We start from the raw sequence: 21,381 nt of genomic DNA, 5'->3' as shown, positions 1-21,381 counted from the left end.
GCATTCTGGGCGCTTAATGCGCCCCTACCATCGCCAACACCGCATCAATATCCAAGTGCGCTTCCAGCGTATCAGCCAGTCGATCAAGCGCTTGCTCGCGGTGGGCGCGATAATCGACGGGTGCCGCACTTGCTAGCCCTAACGTAGTAAGCAACGCTTGGCAGGCTTCAGGGTGGTCAAACAACCCATGCAAGTAAGTGCCCATCACTTGGCCATCGATACTGATAGCGCCATCCACGTGGCTACCTAAATCAAAAAGCGGCCGATTGAGTGCATCCCCGTTGCTCACACCATTGTGGATTTCGTAGCCCGTTACAGCCGCTTCTTGCCCGACCATAACGCCGCTGACATTGCGCAGCTGCTTGCCCGCGACCATTCTCGTGGATACCTGCAACAACCCCAAACCTGCTACCTTCCCGGGCGCGCCTTCCAAGCCGTGCGGGTCATCTATCCACTCACCCAGCATTTGAAAACCACCGCAAATCCCCAGCACCTTGCCACCGTAGCGCAAATGGCGAGCAATCGCGTCTCTCCAGCCCTGGCGTGTTAGCCAGGCTAAATCACTGGCGGTGCTTTTGCTCCCCGGCAGTATCATTACATCAGCAGGTGGAATCGGTTGGTCTGGCCCTACAAAGGTAAGCGATACCTGAGGGTGTAAGCGCAGCGGATCAAAATCCGTATGATTGCTGATACGCGGCAGCGCGGGAACAATCACCTTAAGGGTGTGATTGGCTTTCTCAGCGTGAACCCGACCAATGCTATCTTCAGCATCCAGCAGTAGGCCCTGCAAGTAAGGCAAGGTGCCCAGAACTGGCTTGCCAGTACGCGCTTCTAACCACTCAAGCCCCGGTTCTAAAAGGCCAATATCGCCCCGAAAACGGTTAATAATAAATCCTTGCGTGCGTGCCTGCTCACTGTCGCTTAATAGCGCCAGCGTTCCTACTAGCTGAGCAAACACACCGCCGCGGTCAATATCGCCTACTAACAAAACCGGACAGTCGGCAGCTTCGGCAAAGCCCATATTAGCGATATCGCCTTTACGCAGATTGATTTCCGCCGGACTGCCCGCGCCTTCGGCAATGATCATATCAAAGCGGCTTTCCAGGGCCTGCCATGCCGCCATGACGCTCTCTTTCGCCGTGCGCTTAAACGCGTGGTAATCCAGTGCATCCATGTGGCCATGCACTTTACCGCGTAAAATCACTTGGGCTCCGCGATCCGTCTCCGGCTTTAATAGCACCGGATTCATATCACTATGGGGAACCACACCCGCCGCCTGCGCTTGTAACGCAGTGGAGCGGCCAATTTCACCGCCGTCGCTAGTGACCGCACTATTGAGTGCCATGTTTTGCGGTTTAAATGGCGCGACTGAGATACCACGGCGCTTTAACACGCGACAAAGCCCAGCAACCACCGTGCTTTTGCCCGCATCCGAGGTGGTGCCCTGAATCATTAATGTGGTCATGCCCGTCGGCTCTTGCTGAAAGTAGCCGAACTGTAGCCGCCGAACAGCTAGTTAGCAACGGACAAGACCTCTCAACAACGTGCATAGGCCATGGCATTTCGGTATCAACCGCCAGCAGACAAGCCTGCTCGTTTCCGCTAGGGTAGCGCCTCATGCTGCCAAACGAATTCGTATTACATGCAAGAGTTACTCAATAAAATTGCCGCCGAGCTTGCCCTTGAAACCGAGCGCGGAAATGTCGCTGACTATATTCCCCAGCTTGCCCATGTGGACCCCAGCCAATTCGCTATCAGCTTAGCTACGGTAGACGGCCAACGCTTTTCTGCAGGCTGCGCCACTACGCCGTTCTCAATCCAGAGCATTTCCAAAGTTTTTACGCTAACCATTGCGTTGGGCAAATGGGGGGATGGATTGTGGTCGCGGGTCGGGCGTGAGCCTTCTGGCGACCCATTCAACTCTATCGTGCAGCTTGAGCATGAAAGCGGTAAACCACGTAATCCGTTTATAAATGCCGGGGCGATTGCGGTTGTTGATGCCATCATGATGGGTCACGAGCCTAAAGAGACACTGGCGGAAATTCTTAGCTTTGTGCGCTATATCGCCGACGATAACAGTATCTGTTTTGACCATCAGGTAGCGGCTTCCGAAATGCAGCACAAAGACCGCAACGCTTCTCTGGCTCATTTTATGAAAGCCTTTGGTCGCCTACGCCATGATGTCGATAAAGTACTCGGCACCTACTTTCACCAGTGCGCAATTGCCATGAGCTGTGAACAACTTGCTCACGCCGGGCTGTTTTTGGCATCGGACGGTGTCAATCAGCCAAGTGATTTACGCGTGGTATCGCCCCAACGAGCGCGACGGATTAATTCATTGATGATGATGTGCGGCCACTACGATGCGTCGGGTGAGTTTGCGTTCCGCGTTGGTCTGCCCGGTAAAAGCGGCGTTGGCGGTGGAATTTTGGCTATTGCACCTGGGCGTGGTTCGCTTGCCGTATGGTCACCGGGGTTGGATAAATACGGCAATAGCCTACTGGGTACACGCGCCTTGGAAATGTTTGTTCAAGAGACCGGCTGGTCGGTATTTGGACACTAAGTCAGGGCTAATGCGGCTCAAGCTGAGGAGAATGCTGCGCCGCTTCCCAGGCCTGGAGCTGTTGCTTGGTTTCAATCCCCCAGCGATAGCCGCCTAGCGCACCACTTTGCTGAATCACTCGATGGCAAGGAATCAACAGTGCAATAGGGTTAGCACCCACCGCATTTCCGACGGCTCGAGATGATTTCGGCATGCCAAGTGCCTGGGCAATTTGCGAGTAGCTCGCCAACTGCCCTTCAGGAATAGTGAGCAGCGCGCGCCATACAGCAATCTGGAAATTAGTACCGCTCACGTGGAGCGATAGCGTGGCAGGTGTCGCTTTTGTGGTCGTTTCTGCAGATGTTGTAAACAGTGCCTCTACCGCATAACGGGTGGCATCAGGGCGATGGCATAGCGTACTGCGTGGCCACTGTTTTACGAGTTCTGCCAGCAACGCTTCCTGGCTGGTAGATGCCACAAAGGCCATCCGACAAATTCCTCTCGGCGTCATCGCCACCAATATCTCGCCGAAAGGTGTAGGGTGCACGCCATAGGCAATCTCAACCCCCTCCCCTTGGCGCTTAAATTCACCCGGCGTGACCGCTTCTAGCTGCACAAAGTGATCATAAAGCCGCGAGCTACCGCTTAGTCCTAGCGCATGTACGGTGTTGGTAAGACTTTCTGACGATGCAATCAGTTGTTTGCCCCGCTCCAAGGTCAGCGCCTGTAAAAAACGCTTAGGACTGATACCCGCATAACGACAAAACAGCCGCTGGAAATGGTAAGCACTCAAATGCACCTGAGCCGCCACCGTTTCCAAACTTGGCTGGCTAGCGGCATTGGCCACCATGTAGGACATCGCTTTTTCGATACGGGCATAGTCATTCATAAAGACGTTCTCACCGGAGCTAAACGAGGAAAAGCACAGGGCTCTCTGAACATAGGACAAGCTTAACCAGACCGTGTCATCCGGCCTACCCGAATCTTGCGCAATATCGCGGCATCTCAATTTTGTTCAATACTCTTTTCTCACGCTCTTGCAAGCTCTTGATTCTGTTTAGGAGGACAACCATGGGCGTTTCACTACTGTTACCGATGTCAACATTTGCCCTTGCCGCGTCTATTTCACCAGGTCCCGTCAACCTTGTTTGCCTGAGTAGCGGCACCCACTACCCTATTGCCAAAGGGCTTATTTTTGTCACGGGGGCGACCCTGGGGTTTCTAGTGCTTTTCCTGGCGATTGGCGCGGGGCTCTACTCACTGCTAAACGTAGTGCCACTGCTGGAGGAAATATTACGCTGGGCGGGGCTACTTTTCTTACTTTACTTAAGCTATCAGCTTTGCCAACATGATGGCGCTGTTCGCGGCCAGAGTACAGATAAGCCACCGGGCTTTATGACCGGCGCGCTGATGCAGTGGTTAAACCCAAAGGCGTGGCTGGCGTCTGCCGCTGGCATTGGGGCTTACACCAACAGTAATGACCCCTACCAGTTATGGCTGTTCGCTGCTCTCTACCTACCCATTTGTTGGTTGTCATTGGCCAGCTGGGTTTATGCAGGTGCTTTTCTTAGACGCTATATTCACCGTCCGTTCGTTCTGCTTACCATTAACCGCACGCTGGCTGCTGGCCTAGCTGCCAGCGCTATTTTCCTGCTGTTTGAGTAGCGGATAGCGATACTGATTGGGTGTTGCCGCCACTAACCGCTTGAATGTTCTCTGGAAGTGGGGTTGGTCGTTAAAGCCGGCTAATAAAGCCGCATTAACGATCGACTCCCCCTGCCTAAGCGCCCGCTGGCCAAGCTGAACACGGCGATTAATCAGATAAGCATGAGGGGTAAGCCCATAGTGCTGCTTAAACGCACGGATAAGATGACCAGCGCTATAGCCGGTTAACTGACATAGCGTTTCCAATGACACATCAAAAGCCGCATTCACGTCACAATAGGCAGCCGCAGCCTGCAAGCCATCCGGCGGCTGCGGCCTAGAGACGGTTGTCTCATGCGCTAATGCCAGCATCAATGCGGTAAGAAACCCGGTAACCGACGCGTGCTTCATAGAGAGAGTGCATTGCTTATCTAATAAACAAGCCGCCATTTTACAATAGTGGGCATACAGCGCTGGCTGTGAGACCACCGCCGTATCGATATCACTCCAGGTTGGGGAACCAAGCGTGCCTATTTGATAGCGTAAATCCGCTAGCCATTGCGCATCCACATAGAGCATCAAATATGCCCAAGGTTCGTTCTCGATGGGGTTACAGGCATGCACCCAGTCGGGGTTCATCATAACCAAGTCACCGGCGCTAATCGGGTAAGTCGATTCCCGATAGAAAAACGTACTGCTGCCTGAGGTAATAGCCCCTACCGACCAGTGAACATGGCTGTGAGGGGCGTAGCACACTTGCCTCGCATCACTGATTTTACGCAGTTCGACATAAGGCAGACGTGAGTCGCGCCAAAAAACAGGCGGCGACCCAGTACGCGGAGACCCAGCCTGTAGAGACCCAGCCTGTAGAGACTTAGCATGTAAAGACTTAGCACTTGGAGACTTATGGCTCATCTTCTGCTCGCATCATCAAAAAATAGCGAATAGCCTGATGGCTTGGCCTACGCTAGACAATAGCACAACGCACGCACAATATGGGCCGCCAGACAAGCTCTATATAAGCCAGATTGCGTAGGAATTCGCAATGCCATAAACGTCAGGAGGACACCATGGCCAATCGAATGAATAACCCAGATCATCGTGATGCGATTACCCTTTTCGCCCGAATGGGCTACGCTTCTCGCGGCATCGTTTATGTATTAGTGGGAGGCCTAGCCACCCTGGCAGCCTTTGGACAAGGCGGCCAAACGGAAGGCAGCCGCGGTGCTCTAGAAAGAGTGCTAACTGCCCCTTTTGGTAAAATCATGCTAGGTCTTATTGCTGTCGGTTTGGTCGGCTACGCTCTATGGCGCACAATCCAAGCTGTCAAAGACGCCGACCATCATGGTAATGGTGCTAAAGGCTTAACTATTCGCGCAGGTTTATTAGCGAGTGCCATTACGCATATTCTTCTGGCATTTTTTGCCGCAACGCTCATCTTTCAATTTGCAGGCTCTTCTGGGGATTCCAGCGGCGGCTCGCAAGGCGTAGCAGGCTGGCTGATGCAGCAGCCTTTCGGGCGATGGTTAGTTGGCGGGGTTGGTTTAATCTTGATGGGTGTTGGTATTGCCCATGCAATCAAAGGCTACAAAGCAAAATTCGATAAACACTTTGCGATGCCACCACAAACTCAACAATGGGCCTACCCCATCTGTCGATTCGGCTTAGTGATTCGCGGTCTCGTCTTCGTGATCGTGGGCAGCTTTTTTATCATCGCAGCCTACCAAATTAACCCTAATCAAGCAGGTGGTATGGGAGAAGTGTTCAGCACGCTGCGAAGCCAACCTTTCGGTCAGTGGTTGCTTGCCTTTGTCGCACTTGGACTCTTTGCGTTTGGTCTCTACAGCCTTTTAGCGGCCGTCTATCGTCGCATTAATACTGAAATGTAGAGACATAAGATGCTTTCAACAACACGGACTAAACAGTGGTTTGAGCGTATTAATGGCTCGAAAAACATGCTGTGGTTACTCGGCACCCTGTCTTTTTTAGAAACCATTATTTTGCCAATTCCCATTGAACTGGTCTTGATCCCGCTCATGGCGATTAACCAGCAGCGCATTTGGGCAATGGCCACCGCGACGACCCTTGGCTGCCTGATAGCTTCCATTGTGGGCTATGCCGTCGGCATGGTGCTGTACCAATCCATAGGCACATGGTTTATCGAATTTATGGGTATGGAGCAGAGTTATCAGTCGTTCCAAACATTCTTCGAGCAGTACGGTTTTGCAGCGATTTTGGCTATTGGCATACTGCCGATCCCGTTTCAGGTGGCAATGATTACCGCCGGGCTTTCCGGCTATCCGATTATGTTATTTGTGCTGGCTGCCCTACTAGCCCGTGGGCTTCGCTATTTCGGCCTTGCTTGGCTGGTACACCGCTTTGGCAACCGCGTAGAACTTATGTGGAAGCGTCACGCGCTTAAAACCAGCCTAGCGCTAGGCATGGTGGTTCTGGTGGTGGTCGTCGGATTACAGTCGCTGGCTGGGTTAGTAATATCGCATTAATCGCTAAACCGTAGGCCTTCTTCATTCCTCAACTGCCAGACTAGGCCTTATCGCTATTATCCAGCGGTAATGTGCCGTACTCTTTCACCGGCTGAATAGCAAAGTTGCTGCGAATATCGCTCACTCCAGGTAAGCGCAGCAACGTCCCCGTTAAAAACGCCTCGTACGCAGCCAAGCTAGGCACTACCACCTGTAGCAGAAAATCCGATTCACCAGACACCAAATGCGCAGTGACCACTTCCGGCAGTTTAACCACGGCTTCTCGAAAGGCATTAGCTTGCTCTTCATGGTGGCGTTCTACCTTAATGCCCACAAACACCGTTAACTCCAGCCCGACGCTTCGACGATCAAGCTCCGCGTGATAGCCACGAATAATGCCGCTTGCTTCCAAGCGTCGCACCCGGCGTAAACAGGGAGACGGCGACAAATTTACTTTCTCTGCGAGCTCCACATTGGTTAAGCGAGCATCCCCCTGTAGCAACGCAAGAATGCGCCGGTCGGTAGCATCTAACTGACCACTTGGCATAAGTAAGCATTTCTCCACTCTTAGTTAGCACAAAATACCAATAACTGATGTTCCATGAGCGCAAATGGCAAGAAATCACTCATCAGTTTAACGGTACCATGCCCTTTATGAAGTCACTACGTGCAATTTTGAGGGAGCGGCCATGGAAATCGGTCTTTTTATTAGTGCATTAGCCATTGTTTACCTGATTCCAGGCCCAGATATGCTGTTGGTGCTACATACCAGCAGTACGCTGGGCCGTGGGCATGGATTAGCCACAGCGCTAGGGTTAGCCATCGCCCGAGGGCTGCATGTGGCGTTAGCCGGTTTGGGCCTGGCCGCCCTATTTGTCGCCGCTCCGTGGCTTTTTGATGCTGTTCGTTATCTCGGTGCTGCCTACTTGATTTGGGTGGGTGTGCAGCTGATTCGTACCAAACGGAGCACCGATACTAACCATCCGCAAGCATCGCTCACCGGTAGCTATTACCTAGCCTGGAGACGGGGTCTTTTAACGAACCTACTGAACCCAAAATCGCTGCTGTTTTGTTCGGTGTTATTACCCCAATTCGTTCACACTCAACAGGGTGACGTTGCGCTCCAATTTACTCTATTGGGGGCTGTGCTAGTGGGCGTGGGGCTTGTGTACGATGCGCTATATGCCTGCTTGGGAGCGCGGATGCAACGCTGGTTTGCCAGCCATCAAAAAAGGCAAACCCTGCAACGCTGGGTATTTGGAACACTCATTATTGGCTTTGCCCTAAGGTTAGCCTCTTAAACTTAATCAGCAAAAAGCCTGCCTAGGCTGCGTTGATAGTTTAAATACCATAATCTCGTTCGACTTTGGCAATGCGCGCCTTAAAATGCTGGTACCACTGCTGATGGCCTAGTCGCTGAGCTTCCTGATGCTCAGCGTGGGCTTTCCACGCTTTTATTGAGGCCAAATCAGCCCAGTATGACACCGTCACTCCCACTTCATTTCGGGCAGACTCTACACCCAAGAATCCCGGCTGCTGTGCTGCAAGTTCAACCATTCTTGTCGCCATTGCGTCATAGCCATTATCGATCTCGGTGCGTTGTGAGGTAAAAATAACCGCGTAGTAAGGCGGCTCGGGCGTATTAGCAATACTAGGCATAGCAGCACCACCTTGATTCGTATTGGTTACGGCATCAGTCATTTACAAAAACCTATTACAAAGAAGCACTACACAGAGCTATTACACAGGGCTATTGCACATAATAACCACTGACTCGCCACTCACCATCTTCAAGATGAGGTGTTACGGTTTCTATTCCTCTCGCTTTATTTTCAAACCGAGTATGGAAGATAAAAACCATGTAGTCGCCATCTGGCGCACCCGGCATAGATTGGTAGTGAGAGACTTGCACTTTCCGACGTGATTCAACCGCGCCAAACTCATTGCGTGCTAACTCAATGATACGTCTAAGCATGCTAGGCGATAGCGGCGTTTTTAGTAGCGGCGATGAGCTCTCCCAAGCTTGTTCAACCTCACCATTATCAATTGATTCTAACCACGCTAGCGCCGCTGCTTCTGCCGTATTAGCAGACGCCTGAGCATAGGTGACTAGGCTAAGCAGTATCGCAGCGATAAGGTGAGCAGGTGATTTGGACATGGCTGACTCTTGTGGCGGCTTATTGGCTTTTTACTCTTAAGTGATTATCGGACAATGACCGAATTTCTTTAACAACAATATTCCCCTCGCTTCTAAAACTTTGCCCGCTCGTTTACTATGCGCCACCCCAATATTTTAGCGCCCACCATTAGGCTACTATGTCCGCCAATCTGTCCGCCAACGCACTCTATACCGATCTATCTGGCTACTACGATTTGATGTGCGTCGATATCGACTATCAAGCGCAAAGCAACGCCATTCGTCGACTCCATCAGATTTTCGGCAACGGCGGGCATGTGCACCTTGATTTAGCCTGTGGCACGGGCCCTCATGTCCGCCATTTTATTGATTTTGGTTATCTCAGCAGTGGTCTTGATATTAACCAACCCATGCTGGATATCGCCGCCAAGCGTTGCCCAGAAGCGCTTTTTTCACGGCAAGATATGAGTGCGTTCGAAGCCAGCGAACCCCTCGATTTGATCACCTGCTTTTTGTACTCGATCCACTACAACGATGGGATTGAAAAGCTAAAAGGGTGTATTTCCAGCGCCCATCGCGCACTAACACAGGGCGGCGTTTTCTATTTTAACGTGGTCGATAAAAACAAAATCAATAACGACTTATGCGTTAAACACAGTGCCAGACAAGATGACAATGTCTTCACGTTCCGCTCGGGTTGGCACTACGGCGGGCACGGCGAAAAGCAATCGCTTAGGCTGAGTATTGAAAAAACCAGCGCAGGCGCCACGCAGGTCTGGAACGACGAACATCCGATGGTAGCGGTCAGCTTTACGGAATTAACCGCCCTACTGGCGCCTTATTTTGAGGTGCATGTATTTGAGCACAACTACCAGACTATTACCCCCTGGAATAACCTTTCAGGCAATGCGCTTTTCGTCTGCGTGAAGCGTTAGCATCGGTAAAGCAGAGAGGCTGCCAAGGTTGCCCCTCTTGCTTTTACCTCACAGCAGATAGTGCGCAGAAGCCCAGGGCTTAAGGTGTTGCGTCTGCATCGGCCGAACCAGGCCGTAGCTGGCGCTGAATACCGAGTAAGAAATTACGCAGCATTTGATCTTTACACTCACGGTAATTTTTATGGCTTGGCTTACGGAAAAAGGCGCTAAGTTCATGCTGGCTCAGCGGTAAGCCCACCTGTTCAAACACTGCCAAGATATCGTCTGCTTTTAAATTCAGTGCAATGCGCAGCTTCTGGAACACCATATTATTGTTTAGTTGTGCTTCAGGCACCGGCTGCGGGCCTTCACGCTTGCCACGTTTAAAGCTGATAAACCCATTCAGAAACGCCGCCAGCTCTCTATTTTTCATCGTGACAAAAGCGTCATCTTCGTCTTTTTTCAGCCAAGCAGTGACCTGCGCTTGACTCACACTGACGTCAGCCAGTGAGAAGATATCCACGATGGTGCTGTCTTTTAAATCAAAGGTGTAGCGGATGCGGCGAAAAATATCATTATTCGTCAAAATAGGCTTCCTAGTTGGTCGTTAGCGTTTCAAGCAGCTGATCGATTTCTGCTTTCAGCTCGTCATCTTCAATGCCATCGGCGCTGGCTTTCGCATGTTGCAATCTTTCGATGGCGTCATCCGTTTGACCTAACTGTACTTGCAACGTTGCCATGGAAAAACCGATAGAGGCCATATGGTCTTTCGAGTTCTTGGCAATGGCTTTCTCAAGCGCCTTTTGGTAAATCGGCAGCGCATCCTCTAACTCTTCGGTAAAGTCAGCCAAGGTTTCCCACTGCTCTGGGTGGTCTTTATCGGTGTTTTCGTTATCGGTGCAAATCGCCTGCAACTCGGCATAGAGCGGATCAAACGCCTCTCTGTCATCTTTAGCCGCAGCTTTCATTAGCCGCTCAGCTAGTTCATAAACCGCTTTATATATTTTGGTGTTAATCATTACCAACCACCTTCCTTTCATTAAAACAAACAACAAAATCAACCAACAAGCCGACTTATCTAGGTATTTTCGATAAAAACTGTAAAAGCCAGCCCGATAGATAAAAGTCACGGTAGCGGTATTCCACCATAATCACGCTATTATAGCCTTTGATAGCGCACCACCGGGTGATCATTTTACAGCTTTCGATATCGGCAAGGTGGCTTTTCGCTTCTTGCCGACACTTCCCGCCATCAGCCAATACTTGGCCGAAATTGACCGCTTTTAGACCGCGCAAGGTATCGTTGGCTGAAATGGGAATAGCTAATCTGTAGCCTCACTTCAACACGATGAGATTAGCCATGACCCAGTCTAAAACCGCTCTGCTATTAATTGACGTTCAAGCCTCCTTCCCCGCCCGCGATTATTGGGTAGAATCTCTGGCGCAAGCATGGCGCCCCAAGCAACGAGCAGTGTTAGACGCGGCGCAGGCAAATAACATACCTGTTGTGCGCATTTTTCATGAAGCACCCGGTAGCCAAGGCGCTTTTGACCCCGCTAATGGCTTAATTCGCCCGCTTGATGGTTTTGACGATGAAGCGGCGGTGACCTTCCATAAGCGTGTTCATAATGCATTCAGCGATACTGAGCTTGAAAATTGGTTACGCGAACGCGACATTACGCAACTTGCGATTAGCGGTATTCGCACAGAACAATGCTGCGAGACAACCACCCGGGTAGCGTCAGATTTAGGCTTCAGCGTTGATTTTGTCAGCGATGCAACGCTAACGTTTCCTATGACGCGTAACGGCATTACATGGTCAGCCGATGATATTAAGGCACGTACTGAACTGGTACTTGAAGACCGTTTTGCGCGTATTATCAGCACACAAGACTTGATCAATGAGTGGCAAAACACGCGTGAGTGAAGAGCAACAAAACAGTCAACCGCTCTCCCAAAGAGCCAACACCCTGCGGATTGCGGTATTGATGATGCCTGGCCAAGTGCCCCTTGACTTGGTCGGGCCTCTTCAAGTCTTGCAGTGTGCCGACCGGCTTTCAATCGATGTTGAGGTTTGCTATGTCGGCCCAAAGACCGCTATGCCGTGGTTAGGACCGCTGACGCTTAGTGGCATTGACCCGTTACCCGAACAGCTGCTCCCTCAACAGCTACTGTTAATTCCAGGACAGTATCGCAATAGCGTTGAGCCATTGGCTCAGCAAGAGTGTGTTAGTTGGCTTAAGGCAAACGCATGCTATGCGGAAACGCTGATGACGGTTTGCTCCGGAACGCTGTTACTAGCTGACGCAGGCTTGCTGGAGGGGCGACGCTGCACCACGCATCACACATTAATCGAGCAGTTACAGACCAAAGCGCCAAAGGCCAAGGTGCAAAGCGATTGTATTTTTATTGAAGATGGCCGCTATTTAACCAGCGCTGGGATTTCAACCGGTATAGATACCATGCTCTACTGGCTTACCCGCGCTTGCGGTCATTCATTAGCGCTAGCGGTGGCGCGAGAGATGGTGCTATATCTTCGCCGCAGTGGACAGGAACCCCAGTTGGGAGCCTGGCTTGAGGGCCGCAATCATGTGGATGAACGGCTGCATCGCGTTCAAGATGCAATATGTGCCGCCCCCTCGCAAACCTGGCGTATTGAAACATTAGCGACTCAAGCAGCCATGAGTGAGCGCCATTTTCGACGTCGGTTCAAAAGCCTCACCGGCATGCTGGTGGGTGAATACATTATGGGGTTGCGCTTGCAACGCGCTAAAACATTAATGACCGAGACGCCATGGACGCTAGCACGCATCGCCGAAGCGTCCGGATTCGGTGATGAACGGCAACTAAGGCGCATCTGGGCTCGCCACGAGAAAGTATCACCAAGTGTATGGCGCCGGGCCAGTTCTCAAAAGCTGCTGGATTGAGACAATACGAGCTACCATTAGGAAAACATATCGCTGGTTGCCCCCATGACCGATCTTATCTTGCCAAGCAACGCTAATTATCTCAATTTTTGGCATCGCCTACCTGATCAGCGATTAGCCCCGTGGGTACAGTGCCTTTGGTCAATGGGTGGCTCAGGGGATGTTACTGAACCCAGAACCGAAAAATTCTATCCCGATGCCGGCGCTAGTCTCAGTATCAAGCTTGATAGCTCTCACCCCATCATCACGCTCTGTTTTAACAGGCGCACGTTAATAGAAACACTCGACGCCCACACTCCATGCCTGGGGATTCGCTTTAAAGCAGCAGGCGTTCACTGCCTGTTAGGCTTGCTACCCGAAGCATTCGCAGATAAACCGCAGCGCTTAGATAACGAACTTGAAACACCGGGGTTACAAGGGTTAATGCACGTGGTAGAGCACCTCTACCACCTGGATGCACAACAGGGTTTACGCCTGTTAGAAACATGGTTGTTACACCGACTGAAGAGCCAGCCGCTGGTCAATAGCCGTACCCCCACGATTGTTCAAGCGATTGGAAAACTACAGCTTCCCCCTCAAGAGTTAGGCGCCACACTAGGGGTGACTAGGCGCACCCTGGAACGCAAATTAAAGCGCGAGGTGGGCGTTACGCCAGGCCAATTAGTCGCCTATGCCCGGCTAGACCGTGCCCGTCATAGGCTACTTGAAACCGCGCTTCCCCTAGCGGAAATAGCCCTACAATGCGGCTACTATGACCAAGCTCACTTCACTCATGCCTTTCAATCACTCGCCTATGAAACGCCCGCCGCCTATCGCAAGCGTAAACTGTCGCAAATTTACAAGGCGTAAAAAAACCTCGACGTTAAGCTGAGCTCTCAACTTACTCACCGAGGTCACTCACATGTCTACTCGTCTATCTCAGCAGTCAGTGTATCGCCTTGTCCCACGCCTAGCTAAGCACCTAACTGCATTAGGCAATGTTGCTGTAGATTCAACGCTTAACCGCACCATCGTTCACTTAGTCAACCTGCGTGTTTCGCAAATAAATCACTGCTGCTTTTGCCAACACATGCATTCCCAAGAGGCCAGAGACGACGGCGAGCATCAGGTTCGCCTAGACGTATTGCCTGCTTGGCGGGAAGCCTCCTGCTTTAGCACACAAGAACGTGCCGCACTCGCCTGGGCCGAAGCACTCACACTCATCAGCCAACAGCCCTCCATTAGCGACGACACCTATCAAAACGCGTTAACTGCCTTTGGTGAGCAGGGGCTAATTGACCTAACTGCGATTATTGTGCAAATCAACAGCTGGAATCGGATATCGGTGGGCTTTCAGTTTTCACCCAATATCACTATCTAAGCCATCTTAGGCACTTAAAACTAAAATTTCAGATGGGTAAATGAAATGAACAGTGTGACGAAACAGCGTCAACAACTCCCTAACTTTCTGGGTCTCTTATCCAGTTTATGTTTTTTCTTTGGCAGTCTCTTATTCCTACCCAACAGCGCTATCTATGCAACCGTAGGCGTATGGTGTTTTGTGATGGGTTCACTCATCATGTTTATTATTTACGCAATGAGTATTAAAAATACGGGCAAAAGCACGTCTAGTTGAGCCAACACCCGACGCTTCTATAGCCGCTAGGGTTTTAGATACCTAGCGGCTTATAAAAAGGCCATGTGGCCAGCCTCCTTATGCATGGCTCGCTAGCACTTCCAGTTCTCAGTATTCGGCATAACCATCAAACGCTCGCCGCGTTCACAGCATTGCTTTGTAATGCATACCATTGCTGCGGCGCTAACCGGTACAACCTCACTGGGCGACCGTGGAATTCGATAGTATCAAACTGACTAAACCCTGCTTTCTCTGCGACCTTGAGTGATGCACCATTATCAAGTTCGATAATAACCACCACGGAAGCGAGTTGCTTCTGGCTAAATGCCACACTGAGTACCGCTTGCACTGCTTCAGTCGCCAAGCCCATGCCCCAGTATTGTTTAGCCAGCCGATAACCTAGCCCAATTTCTTCTACACCATTAACCTCTTCGGGGCTAACACCGCAAAAGCCAACCAGCTTATCGGCTCCCTTCTCAACCAAAGCCCACGGCCCAATACGATGAGACGCATAGCACTCCAAACACCAGTCGATAAATCGCCGCGTTGCGGCTTCATCACAAACGCCTCGGATCGAGTGCTTCATGACGTCAGGATCACTGAGGATCTTGGTCAATTCGGGAACATCGTTTAAGGACAACGTTCGTATAACCAGACGCTCCGTTTCACAAATTTGCACCATTTTCTCCTTGTGCACGATGCCCAAAGTCGCTATTGCTGCGGTACTGCTTAGGCAGCCTTGAAAATCAACTTACCTTGTATTTCGTTTGAATAAAATTGTTTGGGAATGCGATCGCTTCGGCCTCTTCAAGCCTAATCTGTTGGTTAAGGCTTCCAAAAAGAGCTATACCGCCACCTAAAAGAATAGGTGCTTTTGTAATGGTCATTTCATCAATAAGCCCAAGATTGAGAAACGAGGTTATGGTTGAACCACCATCTATATAGGCATGTTCAAACCCTTTACTTTCTAGGTCAGACATTAAGTCCTGAACCTCACCAGCGTACATTTCTACCTTGCCTTGCAGGTTTTCAGGAGGCTCGCTGATTGAATGGCTAAGCACGACAATATGAAGGTCACCATAGGGCCATTGGTCAGGCGCTAAATTCATACTCGAAATAACGTCCATGCACTTACGCCCCATCACCATACAATCAACGGAGTCAATAAATCTCTGAAAGCCCATGTCGGGGTTCTCACGCATATCTGCCTCTAAGTTGCCAGCGGTATGAAGCCAGTCAACGCCCCCGTCTGGGGTCGCAATATATCCGTCAGCACTTGTTGCTATATAGACAGAACACTTCATAAACATCCCCGTAATTTACAAACCATGACCAAGTGCCAACTTAATGTGTGTAGAGAACTTTTCGGGACTTTCTTGGGGCAACATATGCCCCTCGCCAGCAACTTCGTTAATCACAGAGTTGGCTAACAAATGAGCGGTTTGTTGGGCAACAAGCCTAAACATATCACGCGTTTCCGCCCCATAACCTATAACGATTGGAGCACTGATTTTGGAGACCAACTCAGCGTTTATGGCTGGCTGCTCTTGTTGATTCAGTTGATGGGTTAACGTGTACGCTTTAGATATCTGCAACGCTTGGATACTTTCGTCCTGAGTAGAAAAATAACCTTTTCTATTGCCTGAACCGTCAATTAGGTGCTCAACCGCTAATTGCATATTTCCAGCATGAAAATTTTCAAAAACCGGACTAAACATGGCGTTGGCATCCGACTGCCAAGCATCCATTTTCTCTCCTTGTAAACAGCCTGGATAACCAGACTCGTACAGGAACACGTTGGACAACGCTAAGTCATGTGTCACCAGCATATTAATGATGACATCCGCCCCGTAAGACCAACCAACAATATTAATGGGTTTATCTTTCGCCAAGCTCGACAGTAGTTCAGCTAAATCATTGGCATGCGTATTGAGGCCAAAACCACCTGAGCAAGGTTTACCAAAGTGCCTCAAAGTAACAGAAACCACCTCATAGTCACCTTTCAGGTATTCAATATGAGGAAGCCACATAGCACCATCGGTGAGCGCCCCATGAACCAGTACTAAGTATTCACCGGTTCCCTCTTGAAAATAGTCCATTACAGTTATTCCTAATTCGGTAGCAAGCTTCCCCTGTACTCCAACTAGCACGGGATTGAGCACAAAACAGCACCACCACAGGTTGCAATAACATTCGGGTGGCAATCACTGTGACCTGCATGCAGAAAGCGTAATCCTAGCGATTCCAGCGATATTCCATTTGTCGCGCTGTTTTCTCCGCAAGCTCGGGGCTGCGTAACTTGGCGACCAAGTGTAAGCACATATCGATCCCCGCAGAGATGCCACCTGAACTAATGACACCGCCATCGTCTACCCAGCGCACGTCCTCCACCACATCAAGCTGCGGAAACTGAGTTCGCAAATCACGCTGGTCGTCCCAGTGAGTAGTTACTCTGCCTTTCAGGCTAGGTTGAGCATTAGCAACTAGGAAGATACCGGTGCACACTGTGGCCACCTGCTGCACTATGGCTGCTTGATCTGCAATCCAGGCCTTTACCTTTTCGTTTGCCATTTCACCCGTGTGCACACCACCGACAATAATCAATACATCGATAGGCGGGTGATTATCGATGGTGGCATTTGGCAACACCTGGTATCCCGCCCGGGCAGTTACTGGGCCGTCTTTTTCAGCAATTAAAAATACTGAAAACGGCGCGTCTTCATCACTGACGCGACTGGCCGTGGTAAAAACTTCAAAAGGGCCCGAGAAATCGAGTACTTCTGCCTGGTCATAGATATAGATGCCAATGTTCATTTGAGGACGTCCTTAGAATCTAAGTCTGCTATTTGCCAACAGTTAAGAGTAAAGCCACCACTGCTCGCCATGCGTTACACCGCGCACAGTTCAACACTCATTAAATTAGCTGGTGTTAAACATTTACTACCAACTTTGGCCAAGTTTGAAGCCACCGCTTGTTGTATATCCGAGCTTCAAAGTCCGTTCGTTTTGGCCGTTTTGGATTTAATGTAATGGTGTAGCCAAACAGTGGCTCAACGCCAAAAGGAGCCACAATTATTACCTCTCCGCTATCATCCAACGCAGCGCCTACAGCAGTTTCTACTTCTACCCAGAAACTCATGGCATCTTCGGTTGACGTATACGGATAATCGCCATTGCGCTCGTGCATTCTTGCTTGGTTCTTTACTGACCAGGGAAAGGTTGAGACACCCATTAACCTTTGCTGAATCTCACGATCACGAAAATCACTTACGTCGTTCGCGTCGAAGTAAATTAAATCAATGTCGTTCAATGGCGTACTCGCTGCAAAGCCATGCAGCTTGTCCCACACCAAATTTCTAACGAACCCAGCAGCGAGACACCAACCCGGCAACTTCTGCGCAGCCGCGATAGTCAGCGCCGCCATGCGATCAGGATCACTCATTATCCATTGCTTGATCAGCGCTTCATGATCCATCTCTATACCTTACTTATGACCTGTTTAAGCAGCCGCAGGCGACCACTTAACAATAACACTCCATGACTAACTCAGGATGGCCTGTTTGTTTATCAACTTGCTCACCTAATGAAATAAACCCCTGCTTTTTATAAAAGTTGATACTTGGAGTATTTTCCTGGTAGACCGATAGTTGCAAGCACTCCCTTCTACTCTTGGCATCATCAAGCATAGCTGCTCCCACACCTCGCCCCTGCAAGCTTGGCGACACAAAAACGGCAGCCAGTGTATTTCCGTATAAACTGTAGAAGCCAGCAATCTGATTGTCAGACTCAAACACAAAAGTTTCCGAGGCAGGGATATAAACATCGCGCATTTCGTTAACCTTTGACGCCCAAAACTCCGCTTCAACAAAAGCGTGCGCTTTAATCGATGCTGAAAGCCAGATCTCCAAAATCTGGTCAATATCCGTCTCTCGGCATTTACGAATCATTTAAATATTCCTTACTGATGGTCAGATGAGCATACAATAGCTTGTTTTTATTCGCTATTCGTGGGTTCCTTATGACTCATTTCTCACCCTGCGTTACCCCGAGCTACGATTTAGCCACTGATTGAATTAGCCAGCTTTGTATTGCGTGGTAAGCATAACGCACCCGCAAGGGTGGTCTGGCTAAACATCGCGGTTTAAATTTCGCTCGGCTGGGATGTCGCTCAGGTACTCGACAAACTCCACTTCAAAACCCGCCGGATCGACAAAATAGACATTTTTCCGAAACGGCTCTATAGCACCAGGTTTGGCAATGGCATAGCCCGCGTTATTGAGCCTAGCGACAGCGGCATCGAGGTTATCGATCACATAAGCAAAATGAGCCAGCCCAACGGAGTGACCTTTCAGATCGCGGTTCTCCCCTTCGCCGTGATCGCTTAACGCCAAGTAATTTTCATCGTCACCAAAGTGCACCCATTTACGCGGTTTGCCATACCACTCGCCATGGCCTTCATCCCGCACCCGCCAGTGTGGAAAAACTGCACGGTAAAAATCCAACATGGCATCCATATCAGTAACCACCAGATTAACGTGTTCTAAGTACATAAGAGACTCCTTACGTTAAGTGAGATGCCAGGGTAAAACCTCAACTTAAGTTGAGGTAAAGTGGTTTGTGGAAAAAATGGCAAAAAAATATGAGGTGAGTAATGGCAGAAGCAATTTGGAGTGTTGGCAAGGTCGCCAAGCGCTGCGGCATTAAAGTAAGCACCTTGCACTTTTACGAGCAGCAAGGGCTGATCCACAGCTGGCGTAATGCTGGAAATCAGCGGCGTTATAAACCAGAAGTGCTAAGGCGAATTTCGGTGATAAAAGCAGCGCAGAGAGTTGGTGTCAGCCTGGAAGAAATAAAGCAGGCCTTTGAATCATTACCAAATAACCGCACGCCAACGGTTGAAGACTGGCAGCAGCTTTCAAAAAACTGGCAGCAAATGCTTGATGGCCGAATTGCTTACCTGCAAAAACTGCGCGATAACCTAGCGGGATGTATAGGCTGTGGTTGCCTGAGCATGACTAGTTGCCCGCTCTATAACCCTGACGACAAGCTGGCAGAATCAGGTAGCGGCCCCGTACTTCTCGATCAGGCAGAGCAGAAAGCCAGAACCCGACAAGAACCAAACGTGTAATGAACCGGAGGCCTCTCGCTACCCTCGAACTGCCAAGCATGCACTTCATAACCATTAAGATTATAATCACTGGCTAAGCCAGACCCACTTTACTATCGAACTACAAGCCTCGGGCCTATTACTGTGAGCATCCCCCATCGAAGTGAAAAAAGCCAAGCTAGGTCTGTTCGCAAAGGCCTGCACCCGAGGAATCGACACAACCAAGGCTATGACTTCCCGGCTCTCGTAAAAAGCCACCCAGCGCTAGCCTCCCATGTAAAACCGAACGCGCATGGCGACCTTTCCATTGATTTCGCAGACCCATTGGCAGTAAAAACGCTCAACGCTGCGTTATTAAACCGGTACTACAACATTGTAGATTGGGATATTCCAGAGGGCGCGCTTTGCCCGCCAATCCCAGGCAGAGCTGACTATATCCATTACATGGCTGACTTGCTGGAGACTGGGCCTGGGCTAGAACAGCGCAGTATCAAGCTGCTCGATATCGGCACGGGAGCAAATGGAATTTACCCAATACTGGCCTGCCAAATTTATGGGTGGCAGTGTGTCGGTAGCGATATTAACCCGCAGTCGCTTGAGAACGTAGCCACGATTATCGCCAACAACCCCACACTCAAAGAACGCTTCACGCTGCGCACGCAGCACGATAAAAACCACATTTTTGAGGGGATCATTCAAGCTGGGGAATTCTTTGACGTCAGCGTATGCAACCCCCCCTTCCATGCCTCACTTGATGAAGCTCTTAAAGGTAGCCGGCTTAAACTCAATAACCTCGCTCGTAGTCGGGGAGAACAAAAGGTAAAAAACCAATCCCCCACACTGAATTTTGGCGGGTTGGGGGCAGAGCTTTGGTGTAAGGGGGGCGAACAGCTGTTTCTTAAAAAGCTCATAAGAGAAAGCAAGGAGTATTCAGCTCAATGCCGCTGGTTTACTAGCCTGGTTTCAAAAACTGACAATGTTAAGCCTGCCAAGAAGTTGATTAGTAAGCTCGGTGCAGTTGATATACGGGAAATAGAGATGAAGCAGGGAAACAAGATTACGAGAGTATTGGCCTGGACATTCATCTAAGCCGCGCAGGCGGTTTATGCTTGCAGGCAGCCTGCGGTAGTCGGCACTAAACACCAAACCAATACGAATTTGATGGCTTGGTGTCGTATGGGCGATTCAAGTTAGGATACGTTAGCGACACCTGAAGACAGTATGACTTAGCGCCTCGAACTCATCCTGACAAATCTCCTTGAAGGTGCACGACCATGAAGTAACCATCGCCGTGCCTCTTCAGGCTTATACTACTAATCAACGACAAACAATTTAGCTCCTTGCTTTGTCGAAGAGCGATGAAGTTCGACATTATCGGCAACTTGATAGCTCGAACCAGGCGTGAGAACAAAGCAGCGTCCATCGTCTAGCTCAGTATGAAGTTCACCTTCAAGACAGAGCAATATGTGGCCCTTAGCACACCAATGATCCGCCAAATAGCCAGGACTATATTCAACCATACGCACCCGGATATCCCCAAAATTTCGGGTCTTCCAATAAGCAACGCCACTTTCTCCAGAATGCTCAGTCTGCTTAACTTCAGACCAATCTGTCACCCCAAAAGGTAAATCTGTAATGTTCAAACTACGTCTCCATAAGTAGATAACACCAACTATTCCAGCGCAGGCTTGGTCTGGTATCGAGCTAAAGCAAAGCACTTCTCAGCAATTAACTCAAGGCCTCCGCTCTATTAGCCAGAGAACAGCGCAAGGACTCCCTACGGTTGCCTTTAGCCAAGCTAACCACTTCATGTCACGAATTCTCTTGAATACTAATAAAGTTGCTTAAATTCTCTAATGCTACTCGATATTCCCAATTGAGGCGCATTGATGCACTCATAAACGACAATACTGAAGAAAAGACACAAAACTCTAGACTTATGGATGCCACTGATAGTTGAATCGCCCCGGATATTTTAGACACCCGTTAGGCTCTTAAAGTAACGCCTTTCA

30 protein-coding genes are annotated in these 21,381 nt (G+C 50.0%); 13 read left to right on the top strand and 17 right to left on the bottom strand.

Going from position 1 to position 21,381, the window contains the following annotated elements; translation table 11 throughout:
- Positions 1-13 precede the first annotated feature (13 nt).
- Positions 14-1,465, bottom strand: a complete 1,452-nt coding sequence (locus JFC11_RS13910; RefSeq protein ID WP_198349796.1) for a cobyric acid synthase — start codon at positions 1,463-1,465, stop codon at positions 14-16.
- Positions 1,466-1,642: 177 nt separating this feature from the next.
- Here JFC11_RS13910 and JFC11_RS13905 point away from each other — a divergent pair, with 177 nt between their 5' ends.
- On the top strand, positions 1,643-2,563 hold the full coding sequence (locus JFC11_RS13905; protein ID WP_038483546.1) for a glutaminase: 921 nt from the start codon (positions 1,643-1,645) through the stop codon (positions 2,561-2,563).
- A gap of 7 nt (positions 2,564-2,570) precedes the next feature.
- Here the strand turns inward: JFC11_RS13905 and JFC11_RS13900 are convergent, their stop codons facing one another.
- Entirely contained in the window at positions 2,571-3,431 is an 861-nt protein-coding gene (locus JFC11_RS13900) for a bifunctional transcriptional activator/DNA repair enzyme AdaA (protein ID WP_198349795.1), read from the bottom strand.
- A 182-nt stretch (positions 3,432-3,613) separates the two neighbouring features.
- On the opposite strand from JFC11_RS13900, the gene JFC11_RS13895 reads away from it, so the two are divergent.
- Entirely contained in the window at positions 3,614-4,207 is a 594-nt protein-coding gene (locus JFC11_RS13895) for a LysE family translocator (protein WP_198349794.1), read from the top strand.
- Here JFC11_RS13895 and JFC11_RS13890 read toward each other — a convergent pair.
- The gene (locus JFC11_RS13890; RefSeq protein ID WP_232482922.1) at positions 4,172-5,101 is read right to left on the bottom strand and encodes an AraC family transcriptional regulator; all 930 of its coding nucleotides are present in this window, start codon (positions 5,099-5,101) and stop codon (positions 4,172-4,174) included. The genes JFC11_RS13895 and JFC11_RS13890 overlap by 36 nt on opposite strands.
- A gap of 155 nt (positions 5,102-5,256) precedes the next feature.
- On the opposite strand from JFC11_RS13890, the gene JFC11_RS13885 reads away from it, so the two are divergent.
- Positions 5,257-6,075, top strand: a complete 819-nt coding sequence (locus JFC11_RS13885; protein ID WP_198349793.1) for a DUF1206 domain-containing protein — start codon at positions 5,257-5,259, stop codon at positions 6,073-6,075.
- 9 nt (positions 6,076-6,084) lie between these two features.
- Positions 6,085-6,690 (top strand): YqaA family protein, encoded by a 606-nt coding sequence (locus JFC11_RS13880; RefSeq protein ID WP_120387088.1) that lies wholly within the window; start codon positions 6,085-6,087, stop codon positions 6,688-6,690.
- Positions 6,691-6,730: 40 nt separating this feature from the next.
- On the opposite strand, the gene JFC11_RS13875 is transcribed toward JFC11_RS13880, so the two are convergent.
- Positions 6,731-7,216, bottom strand: a complete 486-nt coding sequence (locus tag JFC11_RS13875; protein ID WP_038483538.1) for an Lrp/AsnC family transcriptional regulator — start codon at positions 7,214-7,216, stop codon at positions 6,731-6,733.
- 142 nt (positions 7,217-7,358) lie between these two features.
- Between JFC11_RS13875 and JFC11_RS13870 the strand changes: the two genes are divergently transcribed.
- Positions 7,359-7,970 carry a LysE family translocator gene (locus JFC11_RS13870; RefSeq protein ID WP_009723577.1) on the top strand — a complete coding sequence of 204 codons (612 nt, stop codon included), beginning with the start codon at positions 7,359-7,361 and terminating at the stop codon, positions 7,968-7,970.
- Positions 7,971-8,010: 40 nt separating this feature from the next.
- Here JFC11_RS13870 and JFC11_RS13865 read toward each other — a convergent pair whose 3' ends face one another.
- Positions 8,011-8,328, bottom strand: a complete 318-nt coding sequence (locus tag JFC11_RS13865) for an antibiotic biosynthesis monooxygenase family protein (RefSeq protein WP_038486692.1) — start codon at positions 8,326-8,328, stop codon at positions 8,011-8,013.
- Positions 8,329-8,419: 91 nt separating this feature from the next.
- Entirely contained in the window at positions 8,420-8,827 is a 408-nt protein-coding gene (locus tag JFC11_RS13860; RefSeq protein WP_198349792.1) for a DUF4019 domain-containing protein, read from the bottom strand.
- A 170-nt stretch (positions 8,828-8,997) separates the two neighbouring features.
- Here JFC11_RS13860 and JFC11_RS13855 point away from each other — a divergent pair, with 170 nt between their 5' ends.
- A complete protein-coding gene (locus tag JFC11_RS13855) occupies positions 8,998-9,741 on the top strand; it encodes a class I SAM-dependent DNA methyltransferase (RefSeq protein ID WP_198349845.1) in 744 nt (247 codons plus the stop codon).
- A 79-nt stretch (positions 9,742-9,820) separates the two neighbouring features.
- Here JFC11_RS13855 and JFC11_RS13850 read toward each other — a convergent pair whose 3' ends face one another.
- Genes JFC11_RS13850 through JFC11_RS13840 form a run of 3 tightly spaced genes read right to left on the bottom strand, consistent with a single transcriptional unit; the run spans position 9,821 to position 11,016 of the window.
- Complete coding sequence (locus tag JFC11_RS13850; RefSeq protein ID WP_198349791.1) at positions 9,821-10,306, bottom strand: YehS family protein; 486 nt, start codon at positions 10,304-10,306, stop codon at positions 9,821-9,823.
- Between the two features lie 10 nt (positions 10,307-10,316).
- Positions 10,317-10,739 carry a Replicative DNA helicase gene (locus tag JFC11_RS13845; RefSeq protein ID WP_095604212.1) on the bottom strand — a complete coding sequence of 141 codons (423 nt, stop codon included), beginning with the start codon at positions 10,737-10,739 and terminating at the stop codon, positions 10,317-10,319.
- A gap of 55 nt (positions 10,740-10,794) precedes the next feature.
- On the bottom strand, positions 10,795-11,016 hold the full coding sequence (locus tag JFC11_RS13840) for a hypothetical protein (protein ID WP_120387090.1): 222 nt from the start codon (positions 11,014-11,016) through the stop codon (positions 10,795-10,797).
- 64 nt (positions 11,017-11,080) lie between these two features.
- On the opposite strand from JFC11_RS13840, the gene JFC11_RS13835 reads away from it, so the two are divergent.
- Genes JFC11_RS13835 through JFC11_RS13815 form a run of 5 tightly spaced genes read left to right on the top strand, consistent with a single transcriptional unit; the run spans position 11,081 to position 14,262 of the window.
- The gene (locus JFC11_RS13835; protein WP_198349790.1) at positions 11,081-11,647 is read left to right on the top strand and encodes an isochorismatase family protein; all 567 of its coding nucleotides are present in this window, start codon (positions 11,081-11,083) and stop codon (positions 11,645-11,647) included.
- Positions 11,622-12,647 (top strand): GlxA family transcriptional regulator, encoded by a 1,026-nt coding sequence (locus JFC11_RS13830; protein ID WP_232482921.1) that lies wholly within the window; start codon positions 11,622-11,624, stop codon positions 12,645-12,647. The genes JFC11_RS13835 and JFC11_RS13830 overlap by 26 nt, the downstream gene beginning before the upstream one ends.
- A gap of 45 nt (positions 12,648-12,692) precedes the next feature.
- Positions 12,693-13,496, top strand: a complete 804-nt coding sequence (locus tag JFC11_RS13825) for a helix-turn-helix domain-containing protein (protein ID WP_232482920.1) — start codon at positions 12,693-12,695, stop codon at positions 13,494-13,496.
- Positions 13,497-13,548: 52 nt separating this feature from the next.
- The gene (locus tag JFC11_RS13820; protein WP_198349789.1) at positions 13,549-14,007 is read left to right on the top strand and encodes a carboxymuconolactone decarboxylase family protein; all 459 of its coding nucleotides are present in this window, start codon (positions 13,549-13,551) and stop codon (positions 14,005-14,007) included.
- A gap of 45 nt (positions 14,008-14,052) precedes the next feature.
- The gene (locus JFC11_RS13815) at positions 14,053-14,262 is read left to right on the top strand and encodes a YrhK family protein (protein WP_095604216.1); all 210 of its coding nucleotides are present in this window, start codon (positions 14,053-14,055) and stop codon (positions 14,260-14,262) included.
- Positions 14,263-14,389: 127 nt separating this feature from the next.
- Here the strand turns inward: JFC11_RS13815 and JFC11_RS13810 are convergent, their stop codons facing one another.
- The 7 genes from JFC11_RS13810 to JFC11_RS13780 all read right to left on the bottom strand — a co-directional run bounded on the left by JFC11_RS13810 (position 14,390) and on the right by JFC11_RS13780 (position 18,812).
- On the bottom strand, positions 14,390-14,944 hold the full coding sequence (locus JFC11_RS13810; RefSeq protein WP_198349788.1) for a GNAT family N-acetyltransferase: 555 nt from the start codon (positions 14,942-14,944) through the stop codon (positions 14,390-14,392).
- A 64-nt stretch (positions 14,945-15,008) separates the two neighbouring features.
- Positions 15,009-15,566 carry a dihydrofolate reductase family protein gene (locus JFC11_RS13805; protein WP_198349787.1) on the bottom strand — a complete coding sequence of 186 codons (558 nt, stop codon included), beginning with the start codon at positions 15,564-15,566 and terminating at the stop codon, positions 15,009-15,011.
- A gap of 15 nt (positions 15,567-15,581) precedes the next feature.
- Complete coding sequence (locus JFC11_RS13800) at positions 15,582-16,361, bottom strand: alpha/beta fold hydrolase (RefSeq protein WP_198349786.1); 780 nt, start codon at positions 16,359-16,361, stop codon at positions 15,582-15,584.
- Positions 16,362-16,497: 136 nt separating this feature from the next.
- A complete protein-coding gene (locus JFC11_RS13795) occupies positions 16,498-17,076 on the bottom strand; it encodes a DJ-1/PfpI family protein (protein ID WP_038483512.1) in 579 nt (192 codons plus the stop codon).
- Between the two features lie 115 nt (positions 17,077-17,191).
- Entirely contained in the window at positions 17,192-17,737 is a 546-nt protein-coding gene (locus tag JFC11_RS13790; protein ID WP_198349785.1) for a nucleotidyltransferase family protein, read from the bottom strand.
- 46 nt (positions 17,738-17,783) lie between these two features.
- Entirely contained in the window at positions 17,784-18,209 is a 426-nt protein-coding gene (locus JFC11_RS13785; RefSeq protein WP_198349784.1) for an N-acetyltransferase, read from the bottom strand.
- A gap of 180 nt (positions 18,210-18,389) precedes the next feature.
- Positions 18,390-18,812 carry a VOC family protein gene (locus JFC11_RS13780; RefSeq protein ID WP_198349783.1) on the bottom strand — a complete coding sequence of 141 codons (423 nt, stop codon included), beginning with the start codon at positions 18,810-18,812 and terminating at the stop codon, positions 18,390-18,392.
- 101 nt (positions 18,813-18,913) lie between these two features.
- On the opposite strand from JFC11_RS13780, the gene soxR reads away from it, so the two are divergent.
- Together soxR and rlmF are read left to right on the top strand one after the other, a co-directional pair.
- A complete protein-coding gene (gene soxR / locus JFC11_RS13775) occupies positions 18,914-19,390 on the top strand; it encodes a redox-sensitive transcriptional activator SoxR (protein WP_198349782.1) in 477 nt (158 codons plus the stop codon).
- 123 nt (positions 19,391-19,513) lie between these two features.
- Positions 19,514-20,458 (top strand): 23S rRNA (adenine(1618)-N(6))-methyltransferase RlmF, encoded by a 945-nt coding sequence (rlmF, locus tag JFC11_RS13770; RefSeq protein ID WP_198349781.1) that lies wholly within the window; start codon positions 19,514-19,516, stop codon positions 20,456-20,458.
- A 224-nt stretch (positions 20,459-20,682) separates the two neighbouring features.
- On the opposite strand, the gene JFC11_RS13765 is transcribed toward rlmF, so the two are convergent.
- A complete protein-coding gene (locus tag JFC11_RS13765; RefSeq protein ID WP_198349780.1) occupies positions 20,683-21,012 on the bottom strand; it encodes a DHCW motif cupin fold protein in 330 nt (109 codons plus the stop codon).
- Between the last annotated feature and the right edge of the window lie 369 nt (positions 21,013-21,381).

Source organism: Vreelandella alkaliphila, from assembly GCF_016107625.1.
GTDB lineage: Bacteria > Pseudomonadota > Gammaproteobacteria > Pseudomonadales > Halomonadaceae > Vreelandella > Vreelandella alkaliphila.
This window is presented reverse-complemented; position numbering and strand designations above follow the sequence as displayed.

What these genes read in the sequence shown, in the direction of transcription:
- JFC11_RS13785 (WP_198349784.1), bottom strand. Translation starts at nt 18,209, where the DNA reads ATGATTCGTAAATGCCGAGAGACGGATATTGACCAGATTTTGGAGATC.
- JFC11_RS13805 (WP_198349787.1), bottom strand. Translation starts at nt 15,566, where the DNA reads ATGAAGTGTTCTGTCTATATAGCAACAAGTGCTGACGGATATATTGCG.
- JFC11_RS13880 (WP_120387088.1), top strand. Translation starts at nt 6,085, where the DNA reads ATGCTTTCAACAACACGGACTAAACAGTGGTTTGAGCGTATTAATGGC.
- JFC11_RS13830 (WP_232482921.1), top strand. Translation starts at nt 11,622, where the DNA reads ATGAGTGGCAAAACACGCGTGAGTGAAGAGCAACAAAACAGTCAACCG.
- JFC11_RS13780 (WP_198349783.1), bottom strand. Translation starts at nt 18,812, where the DNA reads ATGTACTTAGAACACGTTAATCTGGTGGTTACTGATATGGATGCCATG.
- JFC11_RS13895 (WP_198349794.1), top strand. Translation starts at nt 3,614, where the DNA reads ATGGGCGTTTCACTACTGTTACCGATGTCAACATTTGCCCTTGCCGCG.
- JFC11_RS13860 (WP_198349792.1), bottom strand. Translation starts at nt 8,827, where the DNA reads ATGTCCAAATCACCTGCTCACCTTATCGCTGCGATACTGCTTAGCCTA.
- JFC11_RS13905 (WP_038483546.1), top strand. Translation starts at nt 1,643, where the DNA reads ATGCAAGAGTTACTCAATAAAATTGCCGCCGAGCTTGCCCTTGAAACC.
- JFC11_RS13810 (WP_198349788.1), bottom strand. Translation starts at nt 14,944, where the DNA reads ATGGTGCAAATTTGTGAAACGGAGCGTCTGGTTATACGAACGTTGTCC.
- JFC11_RS13890 (WP_232482922.1), bottom strand. Translation starts at nt 5,101, where the DNA reads ATGAGCCATAAGTCTCCAAGTGCTAAGTCTTTACATGCTAAGTCTCTA.
- JFC11_RS13800 (WP_198349786.1), bottom strand. Translation starts at nt 16,361, where the DNA reads ATGGACTATTTTCAAGAGGGAACCGGTGAATACTTAGTACTGGTTCAT.
- JFC11_RS13815 (WP_095604216.1), top strand. Translation starts at nt 14,053, where the DNA reads ATGAACAGTGTGACGAAACAGCGTCAACAACTCCCTAACTTTCTGGGT.
- JFC11_RS13825 (WP_232482920.1), top strand. Translation starts at nt 12,693, where the DNA reads ATGACCGATCTTATCTTGCCAAGCAACGCTAATTATCTCAATTTTTGG.
- JFC11_RS13870 (WP_009723577.1), top strand. Translation starts at nt 7,359, where the DNA reads ATGGAAATCGGTCTTTTTATTAGTGCATTAGCCATTGTTTACCTGATT.
- soxR (WP_198349782.1), top strand. Translation starts at nt 18,914, where the DNA reads ATGGCAGAAGCAATTTGGAGTGTTGGCAAGGTCGCCAAGCGCTGCGGC.
- JFC11_RS13845 (WP_095604212.1), bottom strand. Translation starts at nt 10,739, where the DNA reads ATGATTAACACCAAAATATATAAAGCGGTTTATGAACTAGCTGAGCGG.
- JFC11_RS13790 (WP_198349785.1), bottom strand. Translation starts at nt 17,737, where the DNA reads ATGGATCATGAAGCGCTGATCAAGCAATGGATAATGAGTGATCCTGAT.
- JFC11_RS13835 (WP_198349790.1), top strand. Translation starts at nt 11,081, where the DNA reads ATGACCCAGTCTAAAACCGCTCTGCTATTAATTGACGTTCAAGCCTCC.
- JFC11_RS13820 (WP_198349789.1), top strand. Translation starts at nt 13,549, where the DNA reads ATGTCTACTCGTCTATCTCAGCAGTCAGTGTATCGCCTTGTCCCACGC.
- JFC11_RS13795 (WP_038483512.1), bottom strand. Translation starts at nt 17,076, where the DNA reads ATGAACATTGGCATCTATATCTATGACCAGGCAGAAGTACTCGATTTC.
- JFC11_RS13885 (WP_198349793.1), top strand. Translation starts at nt 5,257, where the DNA reads ATGGCCAATCGAATGAATAACCCAGATCATCGTGATGCGATTACCCTT.
- JFC11_RS13900 (WP_198349795.1), bottom strand. Translation starts at nt 3,431, where the DNA reads ATGAATGACTATGCCCGTATCGAAAAAGCGATGTCCTACATGGTGGCC.
- JFC11_RS13865 (WP_038486692.1), bottom strand. Translation starts at nt 8,328, where the DNA reads ATGCCTAGTATTGCTAATACGCCCGAGCCGCCTTACTACGCGGTTATT.
- JFC11_RS13875 (WP_038483538.1), bottom strand. Translation starts at nt 7,216, where the DNA reads ATGCCAAGTGGTCAGTTAGATGCTACCGACCGGCGCATTCTTGCGTTG.
- JFC11_RS13910 (WP_198349796.1), bottom strand. Translation starts at nt 1,465, where the DNA reads ATGACCACATTAATGATTCAGGGCACCACCTCGGATGCGGGCAAAAGC.